Genomic DNA, 21,321 nt, shown 5'->3' on the forward strand with positions numbered 1-21,321 from the left:
GCTCCGCTACTCCATTTCTAGCTTCATCCCATCTTCTCGGTACTGAAAACCGACTTTTTGAACACGCACTATTAGAGAACGGGAGGGAATAACATGTTAGAACAACTGAAAGAAGAGGTATTCCAGGCGAATCTGGAACTGCCAAAGCACGGACTTGTGAAATTCACATGGGGTAACGTCAGCGCAATTGATCGGGAAAGCGGTCTGTTCGTCATCAAACCAAGTGGCGTTAGCTACGATGTGATGAAAGCAAGCGACATGGTTGTAGTTGATCTGGACGGTAACGTAGTGGAGGGTGAGATGAGACCTTCCTCGGACACCGCAACACATGCCGTACTATATAAGCATTACTCGGAGATTGGCGGCATCGTGCACACACACTCTACGTGGGCGACTATCTGGGCGCAAGCCGGACTGGACGTACCTGTAATGGGAACGACGCATGCGGACACGTTCTATGGAGCGGTACCTTGTGCACGTTTCCTGAATCAGGACGAGGTTGATCGTGGATACGAAGCGGAGACAGGACGCGTCATTATTGAAACGTTTGAACAGCGTGGGATTGATGTTATGGCGGTTCCGGCTGTGTTGCTCCATGGGCACGCACCGTTTACGTGGGGGAAAGATGCCAAGTCTGCGGTGGTGAACAGTGTCGTGCTGGAGGAAGTGTGCAAAATGAACCTGTACGCGCGGCAATTGAATAACTTCGCGAAGGAACTGCCACAAGGCATTTTGGATAAACACTATCTGCGAAAACACGGAAAAGACGCGTATTACGGACAGAAGTAATTAGGTTATATAGCGATCGGTTGATAATAATTCAAGCGAATAGGTTGTTTGTTACTACTACCAATGAAGTTGTATCAAACTTTTACACGATAACGGAGAGTGCAGTACCTATCTGTAGAAGCGAAGCGTTCGCCTTTATAACCGGATATCATCCTTATTAAAATTGATCAAAGAAATCTGGGGATAACCAGCGATCGGAAGATGGTACTGCAATCGCAGTGTTCTAGTGTAAACCCAAATGTTCAACTATAAAATAATGAAATGAGGATGATTATATGTCAGCAACAGCAGCAAAAGAGTTCTGGTTTGTGGTCGGTTCACAGCACTTGTACGGAGAAGAAGCACTGGGCGAAGTAAAAGCCAACGCACAGAAAATCACGGATGCGCTTAATGCAAGCGGCGTACTGCCGTACCCGCTCGTATTGCAGGATCTGGCGGTAAGTGCAGATAAAATCACGAGTACGATGAAGGAAGTCAATTATCGCGACGAAGTAGCAGGTGTGATCACGTGGATGCATACATTTTCCCCGGCGAAAATGTGGATTCGTGGTACAAAATTGCTGCAAAAACCTTTGCTGCACTTGGCAACGCAATTCAATGAAAGCATTCCATGGGCAACCATCGATATGGACTTCATGAACTTGAACCAAGCGGCACACGGTGACCGTGAATATGGCTTCATTAATGCCCGTCTGAGAAAACAAAATAAAATCGTTGTTGGCTACTGGGAGCGCCCAGAAGTGCAACAACAGGTTGCTGACTGGATGGACGTAGCGGTAGCTTATAATGAAAGCTTTAACATCAAAGTAGCGCGCTTCGGTGACAACATGCGCAACGTGGGCGTAACCGAAGGTGATAAAGTTGAAGCACAGATCCAATTCGGATGGACCGTTGATTACTTCGGCATTGGCGACCTCGTTCAATACGTGAACGCTGTAACAGAGCAGGAAATCGATGATTTGATCGCTCAGTATGGAGAACTCTACGAATTCGATTACGGCACGAACAGCAAGGAAGCTTGGGAAGCCAGTGTACGTGTGCAAGCGAGTTATGAAATTGCGATCAAACGTTTCCTGGACGAAGGTGGTTACAGTGCCTTCACTACAAACTTCGAAGATCTGCATGGCATGAAACAGCTTCCGGGTCTGGCTGTACAACGCCTGATGGCTCAAGGGTACGGATTTGCCGGTGAGGGTGACTGGAAAACAGCTGCGCTGGATCGCTTGCTGAAAATCATGGCCCATAACGAGAACACGGGCTTCATGGAAGATTACACATACGAGATGGCTGCTGGACAGGAAGCGATTCTTCAATCTCACATGCTTGAAGTAGATCCGACACTTTCCAGCACGAAACCGAGAATTATCGTGTCCCCACTGGGCATTGGCGATCGTGAAGATCCGGCACGTCTTGTATTCGATGGTAAAGCAGGCGAAGGTGTCGTGGTATCCATGGCAGACTTCGGTACACATTACAAACTGCTGATCAACGAAGTATCTGCTTTTGAACCAACCGTTCCAGCACCTAATCTGCCAGTAGCACGTGTTCTGTGGAGCGTGAAGCCGAACTTCCAAGATGGAGTGAAGGCATGGATCGAAAATGGTGGTGGTCACCATACGGTTGTATCCTTGAACCTGACTACAGATCAGATCGTGACGTATGCGAAGCTAGTGAATCTGGAGTACGTTATTATTAAGTAAAAGTGGATTGGCAGCTACTGCCTGAACTCATACAAATTCTTTCTCTGCGGCCGGGGGTTAACCCTCGGCCATTTGTTTGTTATGCTGAGAAGCATGATGTGAAGCTGAGCAAGGATTTGCTTTTTCATCGAAAAGGGATAAGAAATGAAGGAGGAAGGACATGTATACAAAAGATAGCTTGATGCAGCAACTAAAGCAGCTTGGTGTGGATAGGCAAGGCACGGTGCTCATTCACTCTTCCATGAAAAGTATAGGCGAGGTTGAAGGTGGAGCAGACACGGTGTTGGATGCCTTTAGCGACTATATGAAAGAGGGATTGTTGGTGCTTCCCACTCATACGTGGTCTACCATTAATGCGGATAACCCAGTGTTCCACGTGGAAAATTCTACCTGTTGCGTGGGTATTCTGCCTGAACTTTTTCGTAAACGTCCGGGCGTAGTTCGTTCGTGGCACCCGACGCACTCAGTAGCAGCACTGGGACGGGACGCAGAGGCATTTACGAAGGACGATCATCTCTTCGATACACCGTGTGCGAGAGGATCAGCATGGGGGAAACTGCTTGATCGGAAAGCGACGATCTTGTTAGTAGGCGTTGACTTGAAGCGGAATACATTTATCCACGGGGTCGAAGAGTGGGTGGACATCCCTGGCAGAATGACGGACGAGCATGAGATGCTTTATACGGTTTTACCAGATGGAAGCCAGATTTCAGTACCATCCCGCAGACATTGTGGGTTGCCATGGTCGGAGCATTTCTGGAAAGTAGATGAGGTATTGGTTCGCGAAGGTGCGATGCGTACAGGAAAGCTCGGTGATGCGGTCGTAAGAGTGTGTGATGCGGCTAAGACAGCAGAGGTAATTACGGAGATGCTGAAGGATAACCCCGATCTATTCACGGACAACCTCCCTCTAAATGCAGTAACCGAATGATACAAGGGCCGTCCGATAGCCGGATGGCTCAATATCGATCACTTGATGATATCTGAATATCTCCCTAGCAGATGATCTCCTCTCCTGTTTGTACTCTAAACCTTCAAAAGCATTCATAAATAATCAGAAATAGATCAGCATTTCGATCAGAGGTTGGTCGGACTTCCAGTGTATGGGCTACTCACCCTTATGGCGGTGTGATAAGATATGGTTAAATTAACCAATAAGTTTGGCGTAGCAGAATTGTATAGGTGTTTATTGAAGTTTTATATAAGTATCACATAGAATCATGAACAACCACGTTGTCATTGTAGCATCTAAGAAGGAGAAGATTCGTGAACCCTTTAGTATGGTATGATCTCTTTTTATTTGTCCTTTTGTTTGGTGTAGGTGTATATGTGTTTGCTACAGTTAGAATTACGAACTTACATAAAGTGTACTTTTTATTTCACGGGTTGATGATGCTCTGGCCTTTCTGTCAATTTGCGAGTACGCTCACGGATGATTCCGGTCTGCAATTGTTCTACGTTACCTTATCTTTCGTTGCGGTCTCCTTGCTTGGGAGCGGGTGGCTTCTACTGACGATCTTTATTACCGGTTATTCAGAGCGTCTGAGTGCAAAAGGAACCTTCTTGCTATTTGTCCCTGCGGTGATCGGGGCTATAGGTGTGGTCGCAAATCCATGGAACGAATTCGTCATTCCACTGGAGGGCGGGTACATCGAGCGGGATTACGGCCTTTGGTTCTGGGTTGTGATGACTATTCTGGTGAGCTATTTCTTGACTTCTCTCGTGGTTCTATTCCGGGCGGTGTATTCTTCGCACACGTCTGCCATGATCAAAAAACAGGTGAGAATCACCCTGTGGGGCATCCTGGTCTTGGCTGTCTTTGCAACGATTGATGCGATTCTGAATGTCGTTCTAGCCCGGTGGTTGCCGATCATTCCTGGCATGACTTCGCTGGGGATCTTTCTATCGGACCTGTTCTTCGTCTATGTGATCAAAAGATACAATGTGTTCGATCTGGTCTCCATCGCCCATGAGGATGTAATCAATACCATTCCATATGGCATCCTGGTACTGGATGAGAATGAAGTCATTGTTGAAGCGAACAAAGCCTCACGATCCTTTATGGATCTGCATGTGGGGGATTCTTTTGATATGGAAGCTTTTCTGGAGTCTGTTCATGTCGTGGGCAGCTGCCGGGAGTTCGTCAATCATTATAAGAAAAAAGAAAATACCCTCTCTCACATTGAAGTGATCGTGGAGCGGGACAACAATATCCGGCACTATATCCTGCAATCGTCTCCGATTGTGGATTCGGCTCTTGTGCCGATCGGTCATATTCTCACGTTCCAGGATGTCTCGCAGGAGCGTTTCTACGTGAAAGAGATGAATCGCCAGAACGTAACGCTTCAGGAGCGAAATCAGGCGCTAGACCTGATCCGTCAGGAGTTATCCGAGGCCAATCGCAAACTGGAGGAACTCGCCCTGACGGACAGTTTAACCAACTGTTACAACCGTCGTTATCTGACCCAACATCTGAATCACGAAGTCATCACCAATATTCAATACAAAACACCATTTTCACTCCTGCTGCTCGATATCGACTACTTCAAAGCCATCAATGATCGCTATGGACATGTCATCGGGGATGAAGTGCTCGTTCGCACGGCGGAGGCCGTCAAACAATCGATTCGCAGCACCGATATCCTGACGCGCTATGGCGGGGAAGAGTTCATGATCTACCTTCCGCACACGGAGCATGATCTGGCGAACCAGATCGCGGAGCGCGTAAGAACAGCTGTGGAGTCCAACCACATCATGGTCGATCACGAGATTATGCAGGTGTCGATTACGATTAGTATTGGGATTCTATCCTTTGAGGATTTTGAAGTTGTGCATGTGCCGGACAATCCGGAGGGGTATTTGACTCAACTGTTCGCTGCGGTGGATAAGGCGTTGTATCAGGCGAAGCAGAATGGGCGGAACAGAGTGGAGTTTGCTGAGTTTGAGCGGGAAGTTATTTGAAAAGAGAAATAAGATAAGAGTGGAGACGTACTCCACTCTTTTTGGTGTTAGCGTATGATTTTGATGTAGAGATATTTATTCGGAATTTTTATGTGATTTTTCGATAGCATTTAAAAATTCTTTGCTAATTTTGGTCAATGATATGATTGTATCTGTACTTTTGCCGCTTATTAAAGTTATATGTTCATCCAAGGCTCTTTTGTACTCAGAGTCTTCTTTGAATTTAAAGATTTCTTCAGCAGTGACCTGCAATCCATTGATTATTTTCTCAAGAGTCTCCAAAGAAATGTTACGATCTCCCCGTTCAACTCCACCAATATAGCTGTAATGAAGACCTGCTGCTTCCGCCAGTTGTTCCTGAGTCCAGCCTTTTGCTTTCCTTAACTCACGTATTCGATTTCCTACGTCCTCTGGTAAACTCATTTGATCACCTCCACTTAAGGTTAGAAGAGGTTATAGAATCCTTACAGACTAATATGTGCAAAGGAAATAATTATTAAACAGTACTTATAAGTACAATTTATATTGATCTTCTTTTGGTTTATCTATACAATTATAAGAAAATCGATAATTAAGGAGGATTATCTTTGCGGAAATCTATCCTAAAATCACTCAAACCTGACATCATTGTTGAAATGTTGGAGATGGCTGTGGCTTTTGAAAATTGGAACAAGGTGATGGAGAGGGCGGACATGTTATATCAATGTGTGCAGTCTATCCATGAAGAGCGGCAGGAGTATCGGTCAAAGGGAGTGCCTGCACCACATATAAACATCGAGCGGCCCTTGGTCTACTATTACGGGTTCAGCCATTTGATGCGGGGTATGGCTCACCAGAAGATGGGACAGGTAGATCAGGCGAGGGCATGTATCGATCAATATGCAGAACTGGGATGGTTGGAGGATCTGGATGAGGTAGGTATGCTGGTGGTACAGGAGTTCAGACATAAGGCACTGGTGAATCGATATGCTCTTGAGATTGAAGCCGGGCAGGTGCAACTGCTGGAGGAGTTTGTGAACTTTTTGCTTGAGCATCCGGAGGAAGGGTTGGCAGGTCTGAAGGTGATTACTGAGGCAGCAGTGCGGCATAGGTGGCAGATTGATCGGCTTTTACATGTGTTCGAGGATCAGATGCAGGGTATTGGCAAAGACGATGGTTCTTCAAACAACGATAATATGTACCATTACTGTTATCAGCGGGCTCTGTACGAACATTGGATGGGAAGACCACAGGAGGCCATGGAGTTCATTTTACAGGCAATCTGGTTAGCCAATAAGCTAGGGATGGATCGGTATTTTATAAGGTGCACGGCATTGTTGGAATCATTGCGGGAAGAGGCGACAGCGGAGCAGATCGGGCGGTATCGGGTCATGTTGGAGGGGATGAAGTAGGAAGGGTATTTACTGAAACTGGTAGGATATGCCTTGAAGTGGGTATATGCATATAGGACCATAGCACCGATGAGGAGCACAGCTTGTGTTTTATCATGGTGAAATCAGGATGTTAGCCGGATAGTTTAGATATTACACTTCTGCTAACATAGGATAATCCTATTTCAAATGAGCGGAGAAACGTATGAGTACAATCAAAGTTACCCCTGAACAACTACATCACGTATCGAATCAGGTGGATCAGGCCAGACAACAGTTTGAGAGCATAAGAAATGATCTGACGAGACAGATCATGTTCGTTCAGATGATGTGGATGGGCGCGACGCAGGAGCGATTTTACTATGAGTTCGAGCAGTCACGTCCTATACTGGATAAAGCGCTGGAGAGTATGGTGAATACATCGAAGGAATTGAAGGATATCGCCACGCGTTTCCAAGATGCAGATGCTCAGAAGGTAAGTCTCGGTGGTGCGTTTGGAGCAGTTGGTGCTGCAGCTATGATGACCAAATCATCAGGTGATTCAAATTCGGGTGATAAGGGCTATCGGATGGCACAAGTCAATATGTTTGGTAAATTGGTATGGATGCCGGTCAACGAGAATGGTGTTGCGGATCAGGCTGCTCTTCAGGCTTATCAGAGGGATCAGGGAAATCTAGACTTTAATCGCATGCAAGCTGTGAACGTTGAACCGCCTGGGGAAGATATTTTTGCATTACAGATCAAGGCGTTTGAGATGGGGATTCATCCTACGACAGGAGAGCCTGTATCCGATAAGTATGCTCAGATGATGGTGACCTCTCTGAAGTTTAGTCAGATATTCATGGCGATTCAGATGGTTCGTGGGAGTATGCCGGGCGGTAAAGGGCCTCATCGATTGCCAGCTTCTAATCCTGCTGTGGCGAAGATTAAGCAGCATATTGAGGCTGCGAAGGCGAAGAATAGGAGTATAGAAAAAAATGCACTAGAGGCAACTCCAAAAGCCACAGAGCAGAGAGCTCAGTTGAGCCAAAATTTGATTGACCATGTTATTAATAGACATTCTGTTAATAGTACGAAGCAACAACTTCCATATCTCCAAAAGAAAATGTCCGATGAACAAATCAATGAAATGCTAAGTAGAAAGTCTTTCTTTAATAAAGAGTGGTCTGATAATAAAATAACTGATGCGTCTGCAGAGGCCGTTAATCAGTTGAAACAACAGGGAATAAAGGATGGATTGCATACTGTTACTGTATTTGATGAACAGATTAAAGTTTTCATTAGAAATGATAATGTTGATTCCGTTTATGGTACGCATATATATAAAATTAGTGATTTAATAGATTAGGGGTGTTCAAATATGTTCACTATTTCATATAAAGCAATTGATAACTTTGATGAAATTAAACAAATGTCTGCAAAGCAGTTTGATCTAACGAAACAAGATATCGAGGGAATTATTGAATTGGACTTTAACGGAAGTAAGTACGGTATGTTCTTTGACGATTGTCCGTTTGGTAATGAAAGACTTATTAGATGGTTTGTGGACTTACTGACTATAGTCCAGAAGATTAGAATACATCAATATGTTGCTTATCGAATTCCTGATAGCGCTAATTTGTGGCTGGAGTTTAAACAGCAGGGAGTGGAACTACAAGTTAGTTTAGTAGAAGATATTGATCGGGAAGTTATTCTGGACTTATTTATTACTGAACCACTTGAGGAATTTAGATACTCAACTTGGAAGGATGTTATTGTAAGTTCGGCTTCCTTTACAGATGAAATTATGAAAAATGCGCATCAGTTTCTGGATTTTGTTACTGAATTGAATCCTGACATACTGCAGAGTACGAGTATTCAAATACTTCAGGAAAAGTTAACCGATGTAAAGCGACTGAACTCATAGAGAACCTACTTTGCTGAAAATGTGGATTACGAAGGATAATTTCAAATCGAACTTTTAAGCATGTAGTCACTTTGAATACAGGATATAAGAACACTCTTATTCTATGGCATCATAAAGTTCCGACATTCGGTCAGCCAATTCCAACTGTGGCTGCATTCGCTGATGATTCATATCGGTAGGTGTCATATACAGCACTTCTTCTCCCTGCTCAAACATTGTTACATGGAACAATACCCCTGTAGCATCTTCTTGATCTGGATAAATTACAATTTCTAAATCGCGTACCTTTTCAATCCATTCCTGAATCAGCACTTGATCTGTAGTTGTTTTTTTAGTACCATCACCACCAGTCATCATTTCAATAGAGTCAACCTGTGTAATATCGCCAGGATAAAAGGTGTGTAATTCCTTCTGGACTTTATTTACTTCGACTTGATCGGGCTGATTAGAACTTTGGCAGCCGCTAAGAATCAGGACCATAACTGTAGCAAACATTAAGGCGATAAGTGAATATCTTCTCATCGTACTCCCCCTCTTTAAACGCTAAACGAATTTTGTATTTGAAATGTTCCGCATAAACTCAATTTTGTTTAATCCTTAAAGTACATCGAGGTTACTGGTCACATTTGCTGGAAGACTACGAAACTGGGTTTAACTCTTCTAGAAATTTTTGGATGGTTCTACCTGTAAACAATTCCGGATCGCAAAAGAAATGCCCACTAATAAAGCCCTCATATGTAACAAAAAACATGAAGAATCCGCTCTCATCCGAGAGTCGGATTCTTTCTCGTTCCAACACCAATATAACTCTTGTCAAAACGTAATCATTACGATATGATAATACTCATTGTTTAGATCATAATGATTACGATTAAGAGAGAGGGGCATTACCTTGAATAAAAAGACGCCACTGCTAGCGCTGGTCTCCTTGGCCTTGAGCGCTGGACTGTTGAGCGCCTGCGGATCATCTGAGTCCAGTCCCGCTGCGCAACCATCCACCGATAATAAAAATGTTCATTTCCTATATAACTTCTCCACGAGTTCGCTAGATCCACATGTGGATTCCAGCTATGTGCCGCTGCGCGCGGGCATTACGGAAACGCTGGTTCGTCTCGATGAAGAGAACTTGACGGTTGCTCCATGGCTCGCCGAGAGCTGGGAGAGCGAAGATGGGCAGCATTGGACGATCGACCTGCGAGATGATGTGACATTCCAGAACGGCAAGCCAATGACGGGTGAATCCGTCAAGGCATCCCTTGAGCGGGCGCTTGAGGAGAATGTAGCTATCCAGAACGCGCTTAAGATCGATACGATTGAAGCCGAGGGCGACAAGCTGGAGATTACCACAACTCAGCCGTTCCCGGAGTTCGCTTCAGAACTGGTGAACCCCAACACGGCGATTATCGACGTGAGTGAGCCGGACATTGTGAACAAGCCGATTGGTACGGGCCCGTTCAAACTGACCTCTTTTACCCCAGGCAGCAAGCTGCAACTGGATCGCTATGATGAATATTGGGACGGAGCATCGCCTCTGGATTCCATCACGTTCTCATTCAATGAAGATGCCAATGCCCGCACACTAGCGCTCAAATCTGGGCAGGTAGATATCGTATACCGTCCAGAAGTCGAAAGCCTCGAATCGCTCAAAGCGCTGGACGGCATGAAGGTTGAGTCCACGTCGACGTTCCGCGTGCATCAGCTAACGATGAACATGCAGCGGGAGATTATGAAGGACCTTAATGTTCGTCGTGCACTGGACGCGCTGATTGACCGTCAGGGTATCGTCGACACGATCCTGCTAGGATATGGCGAAGCAGCCATCGGACCGTTCCTGCCATCGCTGCCATTCGCACCAACCTATACGGATACAGCAACGGAATCCGGAGCTGATGTCGCTGTAAAATATCTTGGCGAAGCAGGGTACACGCAGCAAAACGGCGTGATGACCAAGGATGGCAAACCATTGCAGCTGACGCTGCTGACATATTCAGCCCGTGCCGATCTTCCGCTGATCGCTCAAGTGTTCCAGTCTGATGCGAAGAAGATCGGTATCGACGTGCAGATTCGTCAGATTGACACGCCAGAAGATTATATGGCGTCTAATCGCGACTGGGATATTGCAACGTACAGTAATTTGACGGCCCCTCGTGGAGATGCTGGTTATTACCTGAATGCAACATACCATCCGAAGGGTGCCCTTAATTTCAGCGGATCGGAAGATCCAGAGCTGACCAAGATCATCGACGAACTGAATCTCACAGTTGCACCGGAGAAGCGCGCAGAGCTTGCCGAGAAGGCAGCCAACTATGTGCATGATAACGTACTGAATTCATTCGTGCTGCATCCAGGTACGATCGTTGCCTACAACGGCAAGAAGATCAAGAACTGGGTTACCACTCGCAGTGAATATTACATGATTACCAATAAGCTGGATGTGATGTAATGTTTCGCATTTTGCTTCGGAAGTTCCTTGAGGTATTTATCTTTCTGTTGTTCATTATGTTTGTGAGTTTCCTGTTCATTCGTCTGGCTCCGGGTGATCCCGTGCTGACGATCCTGAATGTGGACGAACTGTCCGTTAGTCAGGAGCAGGTCGAAGCTGTACGCGAGGAAATGGGCTTCAATGATTCGCTTCCTGTCCAGTTTGGCAACTGGTTGCTCGATTTCGTTCGTCTCGACTTCGGTGTATCGTATTCAACAGGCCAGCCAGTTATGCAGACCCTGATGCGTGCGCTACCTGCTACGGCTGAACTGACGATTGGCGCTCTACTGGTCATGCTCGTCATAGCGATACCGCTCGGCTCGCTGTCAGCACTCCATCGTGGCAGTTGGATTGACCGGGGCAGCCGGATGCTCTCCATTGTGGGTGCGGCGTTGCCAAGCTTCTGGCTGGGTCTGATCCTAATCGACATGTTCGGCGTACGCTTTGGCAATCTGCCGACCATGGGCCGGGATGGATTCACATCACTTATTCTGCCATCTCTGACGCTGGGACTTGCCATCTCCAGCGTTTATGTGCGTCTTTTGCGTTCCAGCCTATTGGATTCTCTTAGCCAGGAGTTCGTTCGGTCCGCCAGGGCAAGAGGGTTATCCGAAGGCCGGATCTTCATGCTTCACGCCTTCCGGCACAGTCTGCCGCCTGTCATTACAGTATTCGGCGTCAGTCTCGGTAGCCTGATTGGCGGAGTTGTTGTAATTGAAGTGTTGTTCGCTTATCCGGGTATTGGCAAGCTTGTCGTTGATGCCATCCGCCAGCGTGATTATCCACTGATTCAGGGTTACATTCTGATCATGGCTATCGTGGTATTTCTCGTGAATACGGCGGTTGATCTGTCGTACCGTTATTTGAATCCCGAAATGAAACTGAAGGAAAAGGAGGCCCACCGATGAAAACCATACCCCTGCCCATTCCACCTACAAAATCTAAAAAACATAACTGGCAGGCGATCGTTGGTTTGCTATTTGCCCTGCTGGTCATCGCGGCCTCCTTATATGCCTTTTTAGTTCTGAAACATGATCATACATTAACCGATCTGCGCGGACGATTGCAGGGTGCAAGTGCTCTCCATCCGTTCGGCACCGACCATCTGGGCCGCGATGTACTGACACGTCTGCTGCTTGGCGGCGGCCAAACGCTTGGTTATAGCTTGCTGGCACTCGGTGCTGCACTGCTGATCGGTATTCCTTTTGGACTGATAGCAGGATACAAACGTGGCTGGGTCGATAAGCTGTTCATGCGCATCGCTGATGCTTTTCTCGCTTTCCCTGATACCATCGTGGCGATTGTGCTAAGTGGCTTGCTTGGCGCGGGAATCGGTAATCTGGTATTGGCGATTGTGATCGTAAAGTGGGTCAGCTACGCCCGTCTCGTTCGGAGTACAGTTTTATCGGAGTCCCAAAAGGATTACATTCGCATCGCCCGGACCAACGGATTGTCTGACGGTCGTATCATGAGAAAACATCTGCTGCCACATATCGCAGGTCATGTGCTCGTGCTGGCCAGTCTTGATCTGGGTAAAATCATTCTACTCATCTCATCATTGTCTTACATTGGCCTTGGCGCACAGCCGCCAACACCTGAATGGGGTGCGATGCTGAACGACTCACGGCCGTACTTCCAGTCTCGGCCGGAGCTGATGATCTATCCGGGTCTTGCCATTGTCTCGGTAGTGCTGCTCGCCAACATGCTGGGTGACTATCTAAGAGACCGGTTTGACGTGAAGAAAGAGGTGCAGCCATGATTCTCTCCATTGAAGAACTGAGCATCTCCAGTCGGGATCGTACGATTGTAGATCAAGTCTCTCTGGCTGTTCGCGAAGGTGAGTTCATGGCATTGGTTGGACAGAGTGGTAGTGGCAAAAGCTTGCTCTCGCAAGCAATTGGTCGTCTGCTGCCGCCCAACCTGCATGCGTCGGGGCGAGTCATGTTCGAAGGTAGCAACCTGCTCGAACGGAAGCCAAAGGAGATGCGCGCCCTGCGGGGAAGCCGCATCTCATATATTTTTCAAGACTATCAGGGAGCATTTACGCCCTTTCGCAGCATTGGTGGGCACTTTGATGAATACCAGAAGGTACATGGAGAAAAGTCTTCTGCCATCCGCAAGAAACGAGCGGAGGAAGCGCTGGAATCGGTTGGCCTTGGCGCTGAATTGCTGCGCCGCTATCCGTTCCAGTTGAGCGGTGGACAGCTTCAGCGGGCATCAATCGCCACATCGCTGATGCTGTCTCCTCGTCTGCTAATTGCTGACGAAGCAACAACGGCACTGGACAGTGTGTCTGGGCATCGCGTGTTGGAACTGCTGGCACGCAAACAAGCGGAGACGGGATGTGCCATTCTGTTTATCACGCATGATTGGCGCCATGTACGTCGCTATGCCAACCGCTTGGCTGTGATGAAGGAAGGCCAGATCGTCGAATCTGGCGGGAAACATCGCATTCTTGACCATCCCCAGCATGAATATACGCGCCAGCTGATTGATGCGGCTCCGGTTTTGAGTCGCTCACTGAAGTCGGGATTGAAGGAGGCAGGAACCGAATGAAGACAACCGGAGATGATGAACGCCGTGGACTCGTGCAGTCCGAAGAATCTGGTGTGCGAAGCCACGATTTTGCTAGAGATTTAAACCATGCAGACACAGACAATACAGTCATAAATACTACAGAAACAGATCATGCAGTTACAGATGCGGATATAGATACCACCGGTTCAGACAATGCTTCATCACTCAGCACCCCTGGCAATCCTGTGCTTCACGTGGAACATCTAAGCCGAACGTACGCGGGTGCAGACCGACCGGCTGTGAACGATATTTCCTTCACCCTGAACCACGGCGAATGCCTTGGCCTGGTTGGCGAGAGCGGGTGCGGCAAGAGTACGCTCGCCCGCTGTCTGCTACGGATTGAAGATGCAGATACAGGCTCGATTACACTGGGTGGACAGGATATTGCGCGGCTGAGCGGCCGACGGTTGCGGCCTCATCGCCGGAAGATTCAGATTGTTTTCCAGAACCCGATGGCTGCACTGAATCCAAAGCTCAAGATTGCCGATTCGCTCATCGATCCGTACGAACAGCTTGGACGGAACGCCGAGCTGTCCCACTTTACCTATACGTCGAAGGAGGCTTACGTCCAAAAGCTGCTTGAAGCGGTGGAGCTTCCTAGCGATTTGGCTGGACGTTACCCCCATGAGCTAAGTGGTGGACAGCGTCAGCGCGTCACGATTGCACGTGCTATTGGCATTGAACCGGACGTTGTCGTTCTGGATGAACCGACGGCCAGCCTGGACGTGATCTCGCAAGGAGCAGTTTTGCAGTTGCTCACCGATCTCCGGACGTCGCTTGGTCTTTCATACGTGTTCATCTCGCATGATCTGGCTGCTGTACATCGCATGAGCCAGCGTATCATCGTTATGCGGGAAGGTCAGATCGTTGACCGTTTTGGTGCAGATGCGTTGTTCGCTGAAGAACGCCATCCGTACACGAAAGAGTTAATTTCAATTTTCTGAGTACTCCCGGAAACGCCGGGGGTTGTAATCGTTGATTTATATATGAAGCCGCCTTACGAAGAGATTCGAGAGCGGCTTTTAGTGCATCCATTTGATCACCCAAGTCCCCCTAAATCCGGGTTCCTTTCTTTGTTTTGAACAAATATATCTTTCAGGCCTATAACCGGGCTAACGTTCCGATGTAAACTAGCGTATACTGATGGAATAGCAAATATCTTGAAATTGCATATTTAAATTGCTCTATATTATTGATACACTAGATCAAGGTTATAATCATTCAGAGAAGGTGCGATCCCGTTCAAGAATGGGCTTGCTGCAAATGCCAAATCGATAACGCTTACATCCTTTTGGCAAATATAGGATATAAGGACGGTAGACATGAGCCAGGGACAAACGAGTACAGATGTTATCTTGATTGGTGCCGGAATTATGAGTGCAACTTTGGGAACTTTGCTAAAAGAATTGGCACCAGACTGGAATATTAAGGTTTTCGAAAAGCTAGCCACTGCAGGAGAGGAAAGCTCCAACGAATGGAATAATGCCGGAACCGGGCATGCTGCATTGTGCGAACTTAACTATACCGTTGAACGACCAGACGGAACCGTAGATATTAGCAAAGCGATTAAAGTGAATGAACAATTTCAGATCTCAAAGCAATTTTGGTCCTATCTCGTCAATAGCCGTCTGATTCGTAATCCGCGGGACTTCATTATGCCGATTCCTCATTTGAGTTATGTACATGGAGAGAGCAATGTCCAGTTTTTGAAAAGACGTTATGACTCCTTGTCGAATCACCCGTTGTTCGCAGGCATGGAATTCTCGGATGACAAGAAAGAGCTGGCGAAATGGATGCCGCTGATGATGAAAGATCGTACCAGTAATGAACCTGTTGCAGCGACCAAAATTGACTCCGGTACGGACGTTAACTTTGGTGCTTTAACGCGTATGCTGATCAAACATTTGAAGGAACAACAAGTGGGCGTCCACTACCAACATAGCGTGAAGAATATGAAACGCACCAGCGATGGACAATGGGAATTATCCGTGAAAAACCTGAAGAGTGGTGCAGTCGAACGCCACAAGGCAAAATTCGTCTTTATTGGCGCGGGCGGCGGAAGTCTGCATTTGCTCCAGAAGACGGGCATTCCGGAAGGTAAACATATCGGCGGATTCCCGGTCAGTGGGATCTTTATGGTGTGCAAAAATCAAAAAGTCGTGGAACAGCATCACGCCAAAGTATATGGCAAAGCTTCGGTAGGAGCTCCGCCGATGTCGGTTCCGCATCTGGATACTCGATTTATCGACAATAAGAAGTCGCTGTTATTCGGACCGTTTGCCGGGTTCTCGCCGAAGTTCCTGAAGACGGGTTCCAATGCTGATTTAATCACGTCGGTTAAGATGCATAATCTGCTTACGATGCTCGCAGCAGGTGTCAAAGAAATTTCTTTGACCAAATATCTGATCCAACAACTAATGTTATCCAAAGAACAACGTATGGCAGAATTGCGTGACTTTGTTCCGGGTGCGAAGAGCGAGGATTGGGATATGGTTCTGGCGGGGCAGCGTGTGCAGGTGATCAAGGATACCGTCCAGGGTGGCAAGGGTACGCTCCAATTTGGTACGGAAGTGGTCACGTCTGCAGATGGAACGATTGCGGCTCTGCTAGGTGCATCACCGGGTGCATCCACGGCAGTTCAGGTCATGCTTGAGATTCTTCAGCGGTGCTTCCCGCAGCATATGGAGGCATGGGAGCCAAAGATCAAGGAAATGATTCCTTCTTACGGCATATCCCTTGTGGAGAATCTGGATCTCCTCAAAGAGGTTCATTCTTCAACAGCCAAGGCGCTGGGATTATCGGATGAAAAACATGTCCTGCACGTATAACGTTTAGTTTATCGTGTTAGATCATAATGAAGTCATAGAAAAGAGAGCTAAGCCGGGTCGAAACCCGTGCTTAGCTCTCTTTTGGTTTATTTGGTATGTCAGAACCTGAACTTGAACTCGAGCCTGGGCTTGAACATGTCCGCTATCCTCGCGTTCCCCGTAGACCTTACACAAAGCATACGGATATGGATCGTACAATATGCTGCTGTAGAGTCATAGAACGATCTTATCGCTCAGGCTCTCATGCTGCGGTCCAAAGGGATGACAAAGGAAACTTTCGTACCTTGGCCCGGCGAGCTGACGATGGTCAAACCTTGTCCGTACATCTGGGTCAACCGGCGATGTGTATTGGTTAATCCAATGCCTCCAGTTCCGCCTGGACCTTTCTTGGGCCACGCCAGTGCCCGTTCGATCTGCTCGGGCTGCATCCCCACACCGTCATCCTCGATTTCAATCAAGGTGGACGCTGTTTGGTTGATGATTCGGATATGCACGGTTCCACCCTCCACTTTGCTGAGAATACCATGTCGAACAGCATTCTCAATGAGCGGTTGAATGGTGAGTGGCGGCAGGGATAGATCAAGGTCATCAGGGATATCCCAGATGACGTTCAACCGATTCATGAATCGTTCCTTCTCAATGTAGAGATAGGCGCGGGATAGATCCAACTCATGAGTGACCTCAACCATTTTCTCCGAATTGACAAAATGAAAGCTGGTCTGAAGGTACTCGATAAAAGCATCGCCCAGTTTCTGCATTCGCTCCGTGTCCATCTCACTAAGAACCATGATTGAATTGAGCGTATTGAAAAGAAAATGGGGCTGAATCTGTGCTTGTAAGTAAGCAGCCTCCATGCGCAGTCGCTCATCAATGGATTGTTTCAGTACGATCAGAGACCCGATGCGATGTCTTAATTCAACGGCATCCACGGGCTTGGTGACATAGTCTGTAGCACCGGCCATGAATCCGGCGTATACATCCGCTGGCTCGTTACGGGCCGTCAGCAACAGGATGGGAAGCTCGGATACCGAATAACGCTTGCGTACGTTCTCGGTCAGTTCATAACCGGACATATGAGGCATCATGACATCGGCAATCAGTAAGTCCCAAGGCTCCTTATCCAATAATTCAAGTGCCTCAAGCGCCGAGGCCGCGGGTTGAATATGATACGGTTCATTCGCCAGCATGGAGATCAGTACTCGCAGGTTTACAGGATCATCATCGACGGCAAGAATTCTTGCAGCAGTCTTATCTTGAGAGACGGTCTGCTGCTGCGGCTCTGCAATCGCAATTTCATCGAAGCTGTGAGCGTCCCATTGCTGCTCAGTCTGGTCCGATAGCGATGCGGTGTCTTCCCGTGGAAGTGAGATCTGGAAGGTCGATCCTTGCCCAGGTACGGATTGCACGGTGAGTTGGCCGCCATGGAGTTCTGTGAGCTGCCTGCTGATATTGAGACCGAGGCCGATTCCTCCGCTTAAACGAGCCTCTGGGGTCCCCTGTTCATAGGCCTCGAATATTCGCTGTTGTATCTCCTCACTCATACCAACACCTGTATCTGAAACTTGAATCAAGACGTACTCTCCATGTTCCCGAACGGACACGGTAATTGTACCCTCATCGGTAAATTTGAGTGCATTATGCAACAGGTTGTAGAGCACCTGAACAAGTCTTCTCTCATCGGCCTGAATCAACGGCAGTGATTCAGGAATATCCACCTGCATATGGATGGGCTTGCCCTCTGCCATGAATCGGAACATACCGATCACGCCTGGAATGACAGATGCAAGAGATAAAGGTTTCTTCTGAAGCGTAATACGTTTTTCCTTCAAACGAATGACATCAAGGAGGTCATCCACCAGTTGGGACATGCGTCGGCCGATGGTAACTAACAGCTTCATGTCTTCTGCCTGCTGCCCACCTGATTTACGACGTTCACGAACCGCGATGCTCTCGGCGATATTGATGATCCCGTGCAGCGGTGTACGCAATTCATGAGCCGTATTCACAAGAAACTGATCCTTCTGGCGATCCTCCTCTTTGAGCTGTTCGTACAACTTCTCGATCTCACTTGAATTGCGGAAGTATTTTCTGAACCAATAGGCGGAGAAGCCAAACATGGCCGCAATCACATCGATCGGATAATACACGTTGGTAATTTCGCTATGTGAGTTCACAATTCCCCATAACACGCTTGATAGGCTGCTAGTAGCCGCAAAGAGCAAAAAGCTTGCGTCGCTTCGTTTCTCGGCTGCCATTCGGAAGAATAGGTACACAGACCAGCCGATGGCAAACAGATAGAGGAAATCAGAAAGCCCAATCTCAAGTACATGATAGATCAGGGTCACTGGTGCGACTAGCAAAAATAAACAGTAAACGCCAAGCACGCTGGCATAGATGCGGAACAGTTTACGCCATTGTAGACTATGGGAGAAACTTTTAGCCATTTGTAAAAGAAAGAATGCGAACAACGGATAGGACAACGCTTTGGCCTTAACGATCCAAGTGAAGTTGAGTGGAATCCAACTTAATAACAGATTGTCATGGTCGGAAGCGACCGTTAGGGCAGCTACTAGTGTTAGCATCGAGAACGTCAGCAGAGCTCGTTCCTTCCGGATAAACAGAAACATGACAAAAGCGTATAGGCTGTGCAAAAGCAGTATAGCGAATGTAATCTTTTGCAAGTCAATGGATAGTCCTCGTTCACTTCCAATGGCTTCTGGAGAACCAAAATAGAGAGAGCGTGTGATCCCTCCGCTATAAGGATCGTCAAAATTGGCTGTCTGCACCAAAAGATTAAGTTCGGTAGAACCGTCAAGCACATAGGAAGTTGTAAATGCAGTCCTTTCTGGTCGATAGGCTTCGGCATGAGTGGCAGGTTGGCCGAATTCGGCAACAATGGTCCCGTTCATCTCGATAATCGATGATGTCTGGATTTTCTGAGCCCAGAGAGAGACTTCCTCCACAGATGGATCTAAAAGTATGCGAAGATGGTATGTCCCATATCCAAACGACGATGAGGATTGTGGTAATGCATCACGCCAGTCACCGGGAACTTGAATCGGTGTGGATGGGTTATCCGCTATTTTCGCGTCACGATTAGAGATTAACGTCTGGGGATAAAACTCCCATTCTCCATCCAGGGATATGGGTGAAGTGTTGGCGAGGTCCCAGCCTCGAAGGTCTAACAAGCCTTCAATGGGTTCAGGATGTGCGGGTATAGTGAAAATCTCGGACCATATCCAGCGAAAGCCAAGCAAAATAGTCAGGAATAGAATCGACAGCACTACATATCGGGGTATCTTTTTATAGGTTATTGGTTTCATGGCAGACTTTAGTTTTCGACAGTTTACTTCAAATTCCTGCATGCCCTCTGCCAAAGATGAACATTTTTTTGAATACCGGAACATAGATTCTATATTTAAATGATAGCGGTCCCACGTCAGAATTTATGGTAAAATTATAGATTAAAGGGTGATCAGTGAGCCAGAGGAGTTGTGCATATGAGAGTGATTTTGGTAGATGATGAATATCTCGCTCTGAGCAGGTTGAACAAACTGTTGCAAGAGAGAGAGGATTGCGAAGTTATCGGCTCTTTTGTGACGGCACAGGAAGCCATAGATCAGATCGAAATTCATCTGCCGGAAATCGTCTTCATGGACGTTCAAATGCCGGGGATGAACGGGATCGAGGCGACTGAACGTATCCATGAGGTTTCTCCTGGAACAGAAGTTATTTTCACAACCGCATATAACGAACATGCACTGACGGCCTATGGGCTTGAAGTGCTGGATTATATTATGAAGCCTGTAACGCGTGACCGTTTGGAAAAAACGATGAAGATGTATCAACGCCGAACGGTGTCAGCAAGTCTGAATGTAGCAGAAGGGCCATCCATGTTGATCCGTTGTCTGGGGATGCTCCAAGTCCAAGTGCACCCCAATGAGCCGCCAAAACATATGAAATTCAGAACAACCAAGATTAGAGAGTTATTTGCTTATTTGCTCCACCATCGGAACAAACCGATTAAGCGTGATACACTACTTGAATTGTTGTGGCCAGAGTTGGATGAGCGGAGAGGTATATCCAATCTGCACAGTGGGATCCATCGCTTACGCAGCATGATGAACGAACTCATGGGTGAGGATAAGATGTCCATTCGCTATCAACAGTTTGGTTATCTATTGGAAACGGGTGAATTCAGGATTGACGCGGAAGAATGGGAGAGCCGTCTTAACCGATTGCCTCTATTATCTTCGTCTACAATAGCTGAACATCGACAGACCTCAGATCAATATGAAGGCAAATATTATGGTGAGGACGATTACGTATGGGCTGAGCTGGAGCGTCAGCGCTTGCATGCACTATGGCGAAACCATGCCATGCAACTTGCACAATATTACATTGATCTAGGACAGAATACGGAAGCACTCACGTTATATTACCGGGTACAGCAATTCGAGCCATCATTGGAGGAAGTCGGACTGGCCTTAATGAAGACCTACGATCGATTGGGTAATAAAGATCCTGTGGTCGCTCAATATAATCAGTTGGTTATCGCTTTAGAACAAGAGGCAGGTATACGTCCTGGCCTGGAAGTTGAGTTATGGTACCAACAATGGAAAAATTCGAATAGTTAATTGGAAATATACAGCCTTGCAGCTTCATTTGCAAGGCTGTTTTTTGTTGTATTTGCTAGTGAAAGGTTTGG

General features: G+C 47.1%; 17 protein-coding genes. 14 read left to right on the forward strand and 3 right to left on the reverse strand.

Annotated elements, in window-relative coordinates:
* Positions 1-93: 93 nt before the first annotated feature.
* From CXK86_RS04475 to CXK86_RS04490, 4 genes are all read left to right on the forward strand, one after another.
* Positions 94-789 carry an L-ribulose-5-phosphate 4-epimerase gene (locus CXK86_RS04475; protein ID WP_047840995.1) on the forward strand — a complete coding sequence of 232 codons (696 nt, stop codon included), beginning with the start codon at positions 94-96 and terminating at the stop codon, positions 787-789.
* Positions 790-1,064: 275 nt separating this feature from the next.
* A complete protein-coding gene (gene araA, locus CXK86_RS04480) occupies positions 1,065-2,489 on the forward strand; it encodes an L-arabinose isomerase (RefSeq protein WP_076252097.1) in 1,425 nt (474 codons plus the stop codon).
* A 160-nt stretch (positions 2,490-2,649) separates the two neighbouring features.
* A complete protein-coding gene (locus CXK86_RS04485) occupies positions 2,650-3,420 on the forward strand; it encodes an AAC(3) family N-acetyltransferase (protein WP_076252095.1) in 771 nt (256 codons plus the stop codon).
* 335 nt (positions 3,421-3,755) lie between these two features.
* Positions 3,756-5,450: a histidine kinase N-terminal 7TM domain-containing diguanylate cyclase gene (locus CXK86_RS04490; RefSeq protein WP_076252093.1), complete on the forward strand. Its 1,695-nt coding sequence runs from the start codon at positions 3,756-3,758 to the stop codon at positions 5,448-5,450.
* Positions 5,451-5,525: 75 nt separating this feature from the next.
* Here the strand turns inward: CXK86_RS04490 and CXK86_RS04495 are convergent, their stop codons facing one another.
* Entirely contained in the window at positions 5,526-5,873 is a 348-nt protein-coding gene (locus CXK86_RS04495; RefSeq protein ID WP_076252091.1) for a helix-turn-helix domain-containing protein, read from the reverse strand.
* Between the two features lie 164 nt (positions 5,874-6,037).
* Between CXK86_RS04495 and CXK86_RS04500 the strand changes: the two genes are divergently transcribed.
* The 3 genes from CXK86_RS04500 to CXK86_RS04510 all read left to right on the forward strand — a co-directional run bounded on the left by CXK86_RS04500 (position 6,038) and on the right by CXK86_RS04510 (position 8,726).
* Positions 6,038-6,841 carry a DNA-binding protein gene (locus CXK86_RS04500; RefSeq protein WP_083684591.1) on the forward strand — a complete coding sequence of 268 codons (804 nt, stop codon included), beginning with the start codon at positions 6,038-6,040 and terminating at the stop codon, positions 6,839-6,841.
* 184 nt (positions 6,842-7,025) lie between these two features.
* On the forward strand, positions 7,026-8,168 hold the full coding sequence (locus tag CXK86_RS04505; RefSeq protein ID WP_076252090.1) for a WXG100 family type VII secretion target: 1,143 nt from the start codon (positions 7,026-7,028) through the stop codon (positions 8,166-8,168).
* Positions 8,169-8,180: 12 nt separating this feature from the next.
* On the forward strand, positions 8,181-8,726 hold the full coding sequence (locus tag CXK86_RS04510) for a hypothetical protein (RefSeq protein WP_076252088.1): 546 nt from the start codon (positions 8,181-8,183) through the stop codon (positions 8,724-8,726).
* Between the two features lie 96 nt (positions 8,727-8,822).
* On the opposite strand, the gene CXK86_RS04515 is transcribed toward CXK86_RS04510, so the two are convergent.
* Positions 8,823-9,248: a hypothetical protein gene (locus tag CXK86_RS04515; RefSeq protein ID WP_076252086.1), complete on the reverse strand. Its 426-nt coding sequence runs from the start codon at positions 9,246-9,248 to the stop codon at positions 8,823-8,825.
* Positions 9,249-9,618: 370 nt separating this feature from the next.
* Between CXK86_RS04515 and nikA the strand changes: the two genes are divergently transcribed.
* From nikA to CXK86_RS04545, 6 genes are all read left to right on the forward strand, one after another.
* Positions 9,619-11,169 (forward strand): nickel ABC transporter substrate-binding protein, encoded by a 1,551-nt coding sequence (nikA, locus tag CXK86_RS04520; protein WP_083684588.1) that lies wholly within the window; start codon positions 9,619-9,621, stop codon positions 11,167-11,169.
* Entirely contained in the window at positions 11,169-12,116 is a 948-nt protein-coding gene (nikB, locus tag CXK86_RS04525) for a nickel ABC transporter permease (protein ID WP_076252084.1), read from the forward strand. Before nikA ends, nikB begins: the two co-directional genes overlap by 1 nt.
* The gene (gene nikC, locus CXK86_RS04530; protein WP_083684586.1) at positions 12,113-12,967 is read left to right on the forward strand and encodes a nickel transporter permease; all 855 of its coding nucleotides are present in this window, start codon (positions 12,113-12,115) and stop codon (positions 12,965-12,967) included. Before nikB ends, nikC begins: the two co-directional genes overlap by 4 nt.
* Positions 12,964-13,764 (forward strand): ABC transporter ATP-binding protein, encoded by an 801-nt coding sequence (locus tag CXK86_RS04535; RefSeq protein ID WP_036671813.1) that lies wholly within the window; start codon positions 12,964-12,966, stop codon positions 13,762-13,764. Before nikC ends, CXK86_RS04535 begins: the two co-directional genes overlap by 4 nt.
* On the forward strand, positions 13,761-14,729 hold the full coding sequence (locus CXK86_RS04540; RefSeq protein ID WP_083684583.1) for an ABC transporter ATP-binding protein: 969 nt from the start codon (positions 13,761-13,763) through the stop codon (positions 14,727-14,729). Before CXK86_RS04535 ends, CXK86_RS04540 begins: the two co-directional genes overlap by 4 nt.
* 378 nt (positions 14,730-15,107) lie before the next feature.
* On the forward strand, positions 15,108-16,613 hold the full coding sequence (locus CXK86_RS04545; protein ID WP_076252082.1) for a malate:quinone oxidoreductase: 1,506 nt from the start codon (positions 15,108-15,110) through the stop codon (positions 16,611-16,613).
* 233 nt (positions 16,614-16,846) lie between these two features.
* On the opposite strand, the gene CXK86_RS04550 is transcribed toward CXK86_RS04545, so the two are convergent.
* Complete coding sequence (locus CXK86_RS04550) at positions 16,847-19,936, reverse strand: hybrid sensor histidine kinase/response regulator (protein ID WP_076252235.1); 3,090 nt, start codon at positions 19,934-19,936, stop codon at positions 16,847-16,849.
* A 177-nt stretch (positions 19,937-20,113) separates the two neighbouring features.
* On the opposite strand from CXK86_RS04550, the gene CXK86_RS04555 reads away from it, so the two are divergent.
* Entirely contained in the window at positions 20,114-21,250 is a 1,137-nt protein-coding gene (locus CXK86_RS04555) for a response regulator (RefSeq protein WP_076252080.1), read from the forward strand.
* Positions 21,251-21,321 lie beyond the last annotated feature (71 nt).

The sequence above is a fragment of the Paenibacillus sp. BGI2013 genome (assembly GCF_002843485.1).
Classification (GTDB): Bacteria; Bacillota; Bacilli; order Paenibacillales; family Paenibacillaceae; genus Paenibacillus; species Paenibacillus amylolyticus.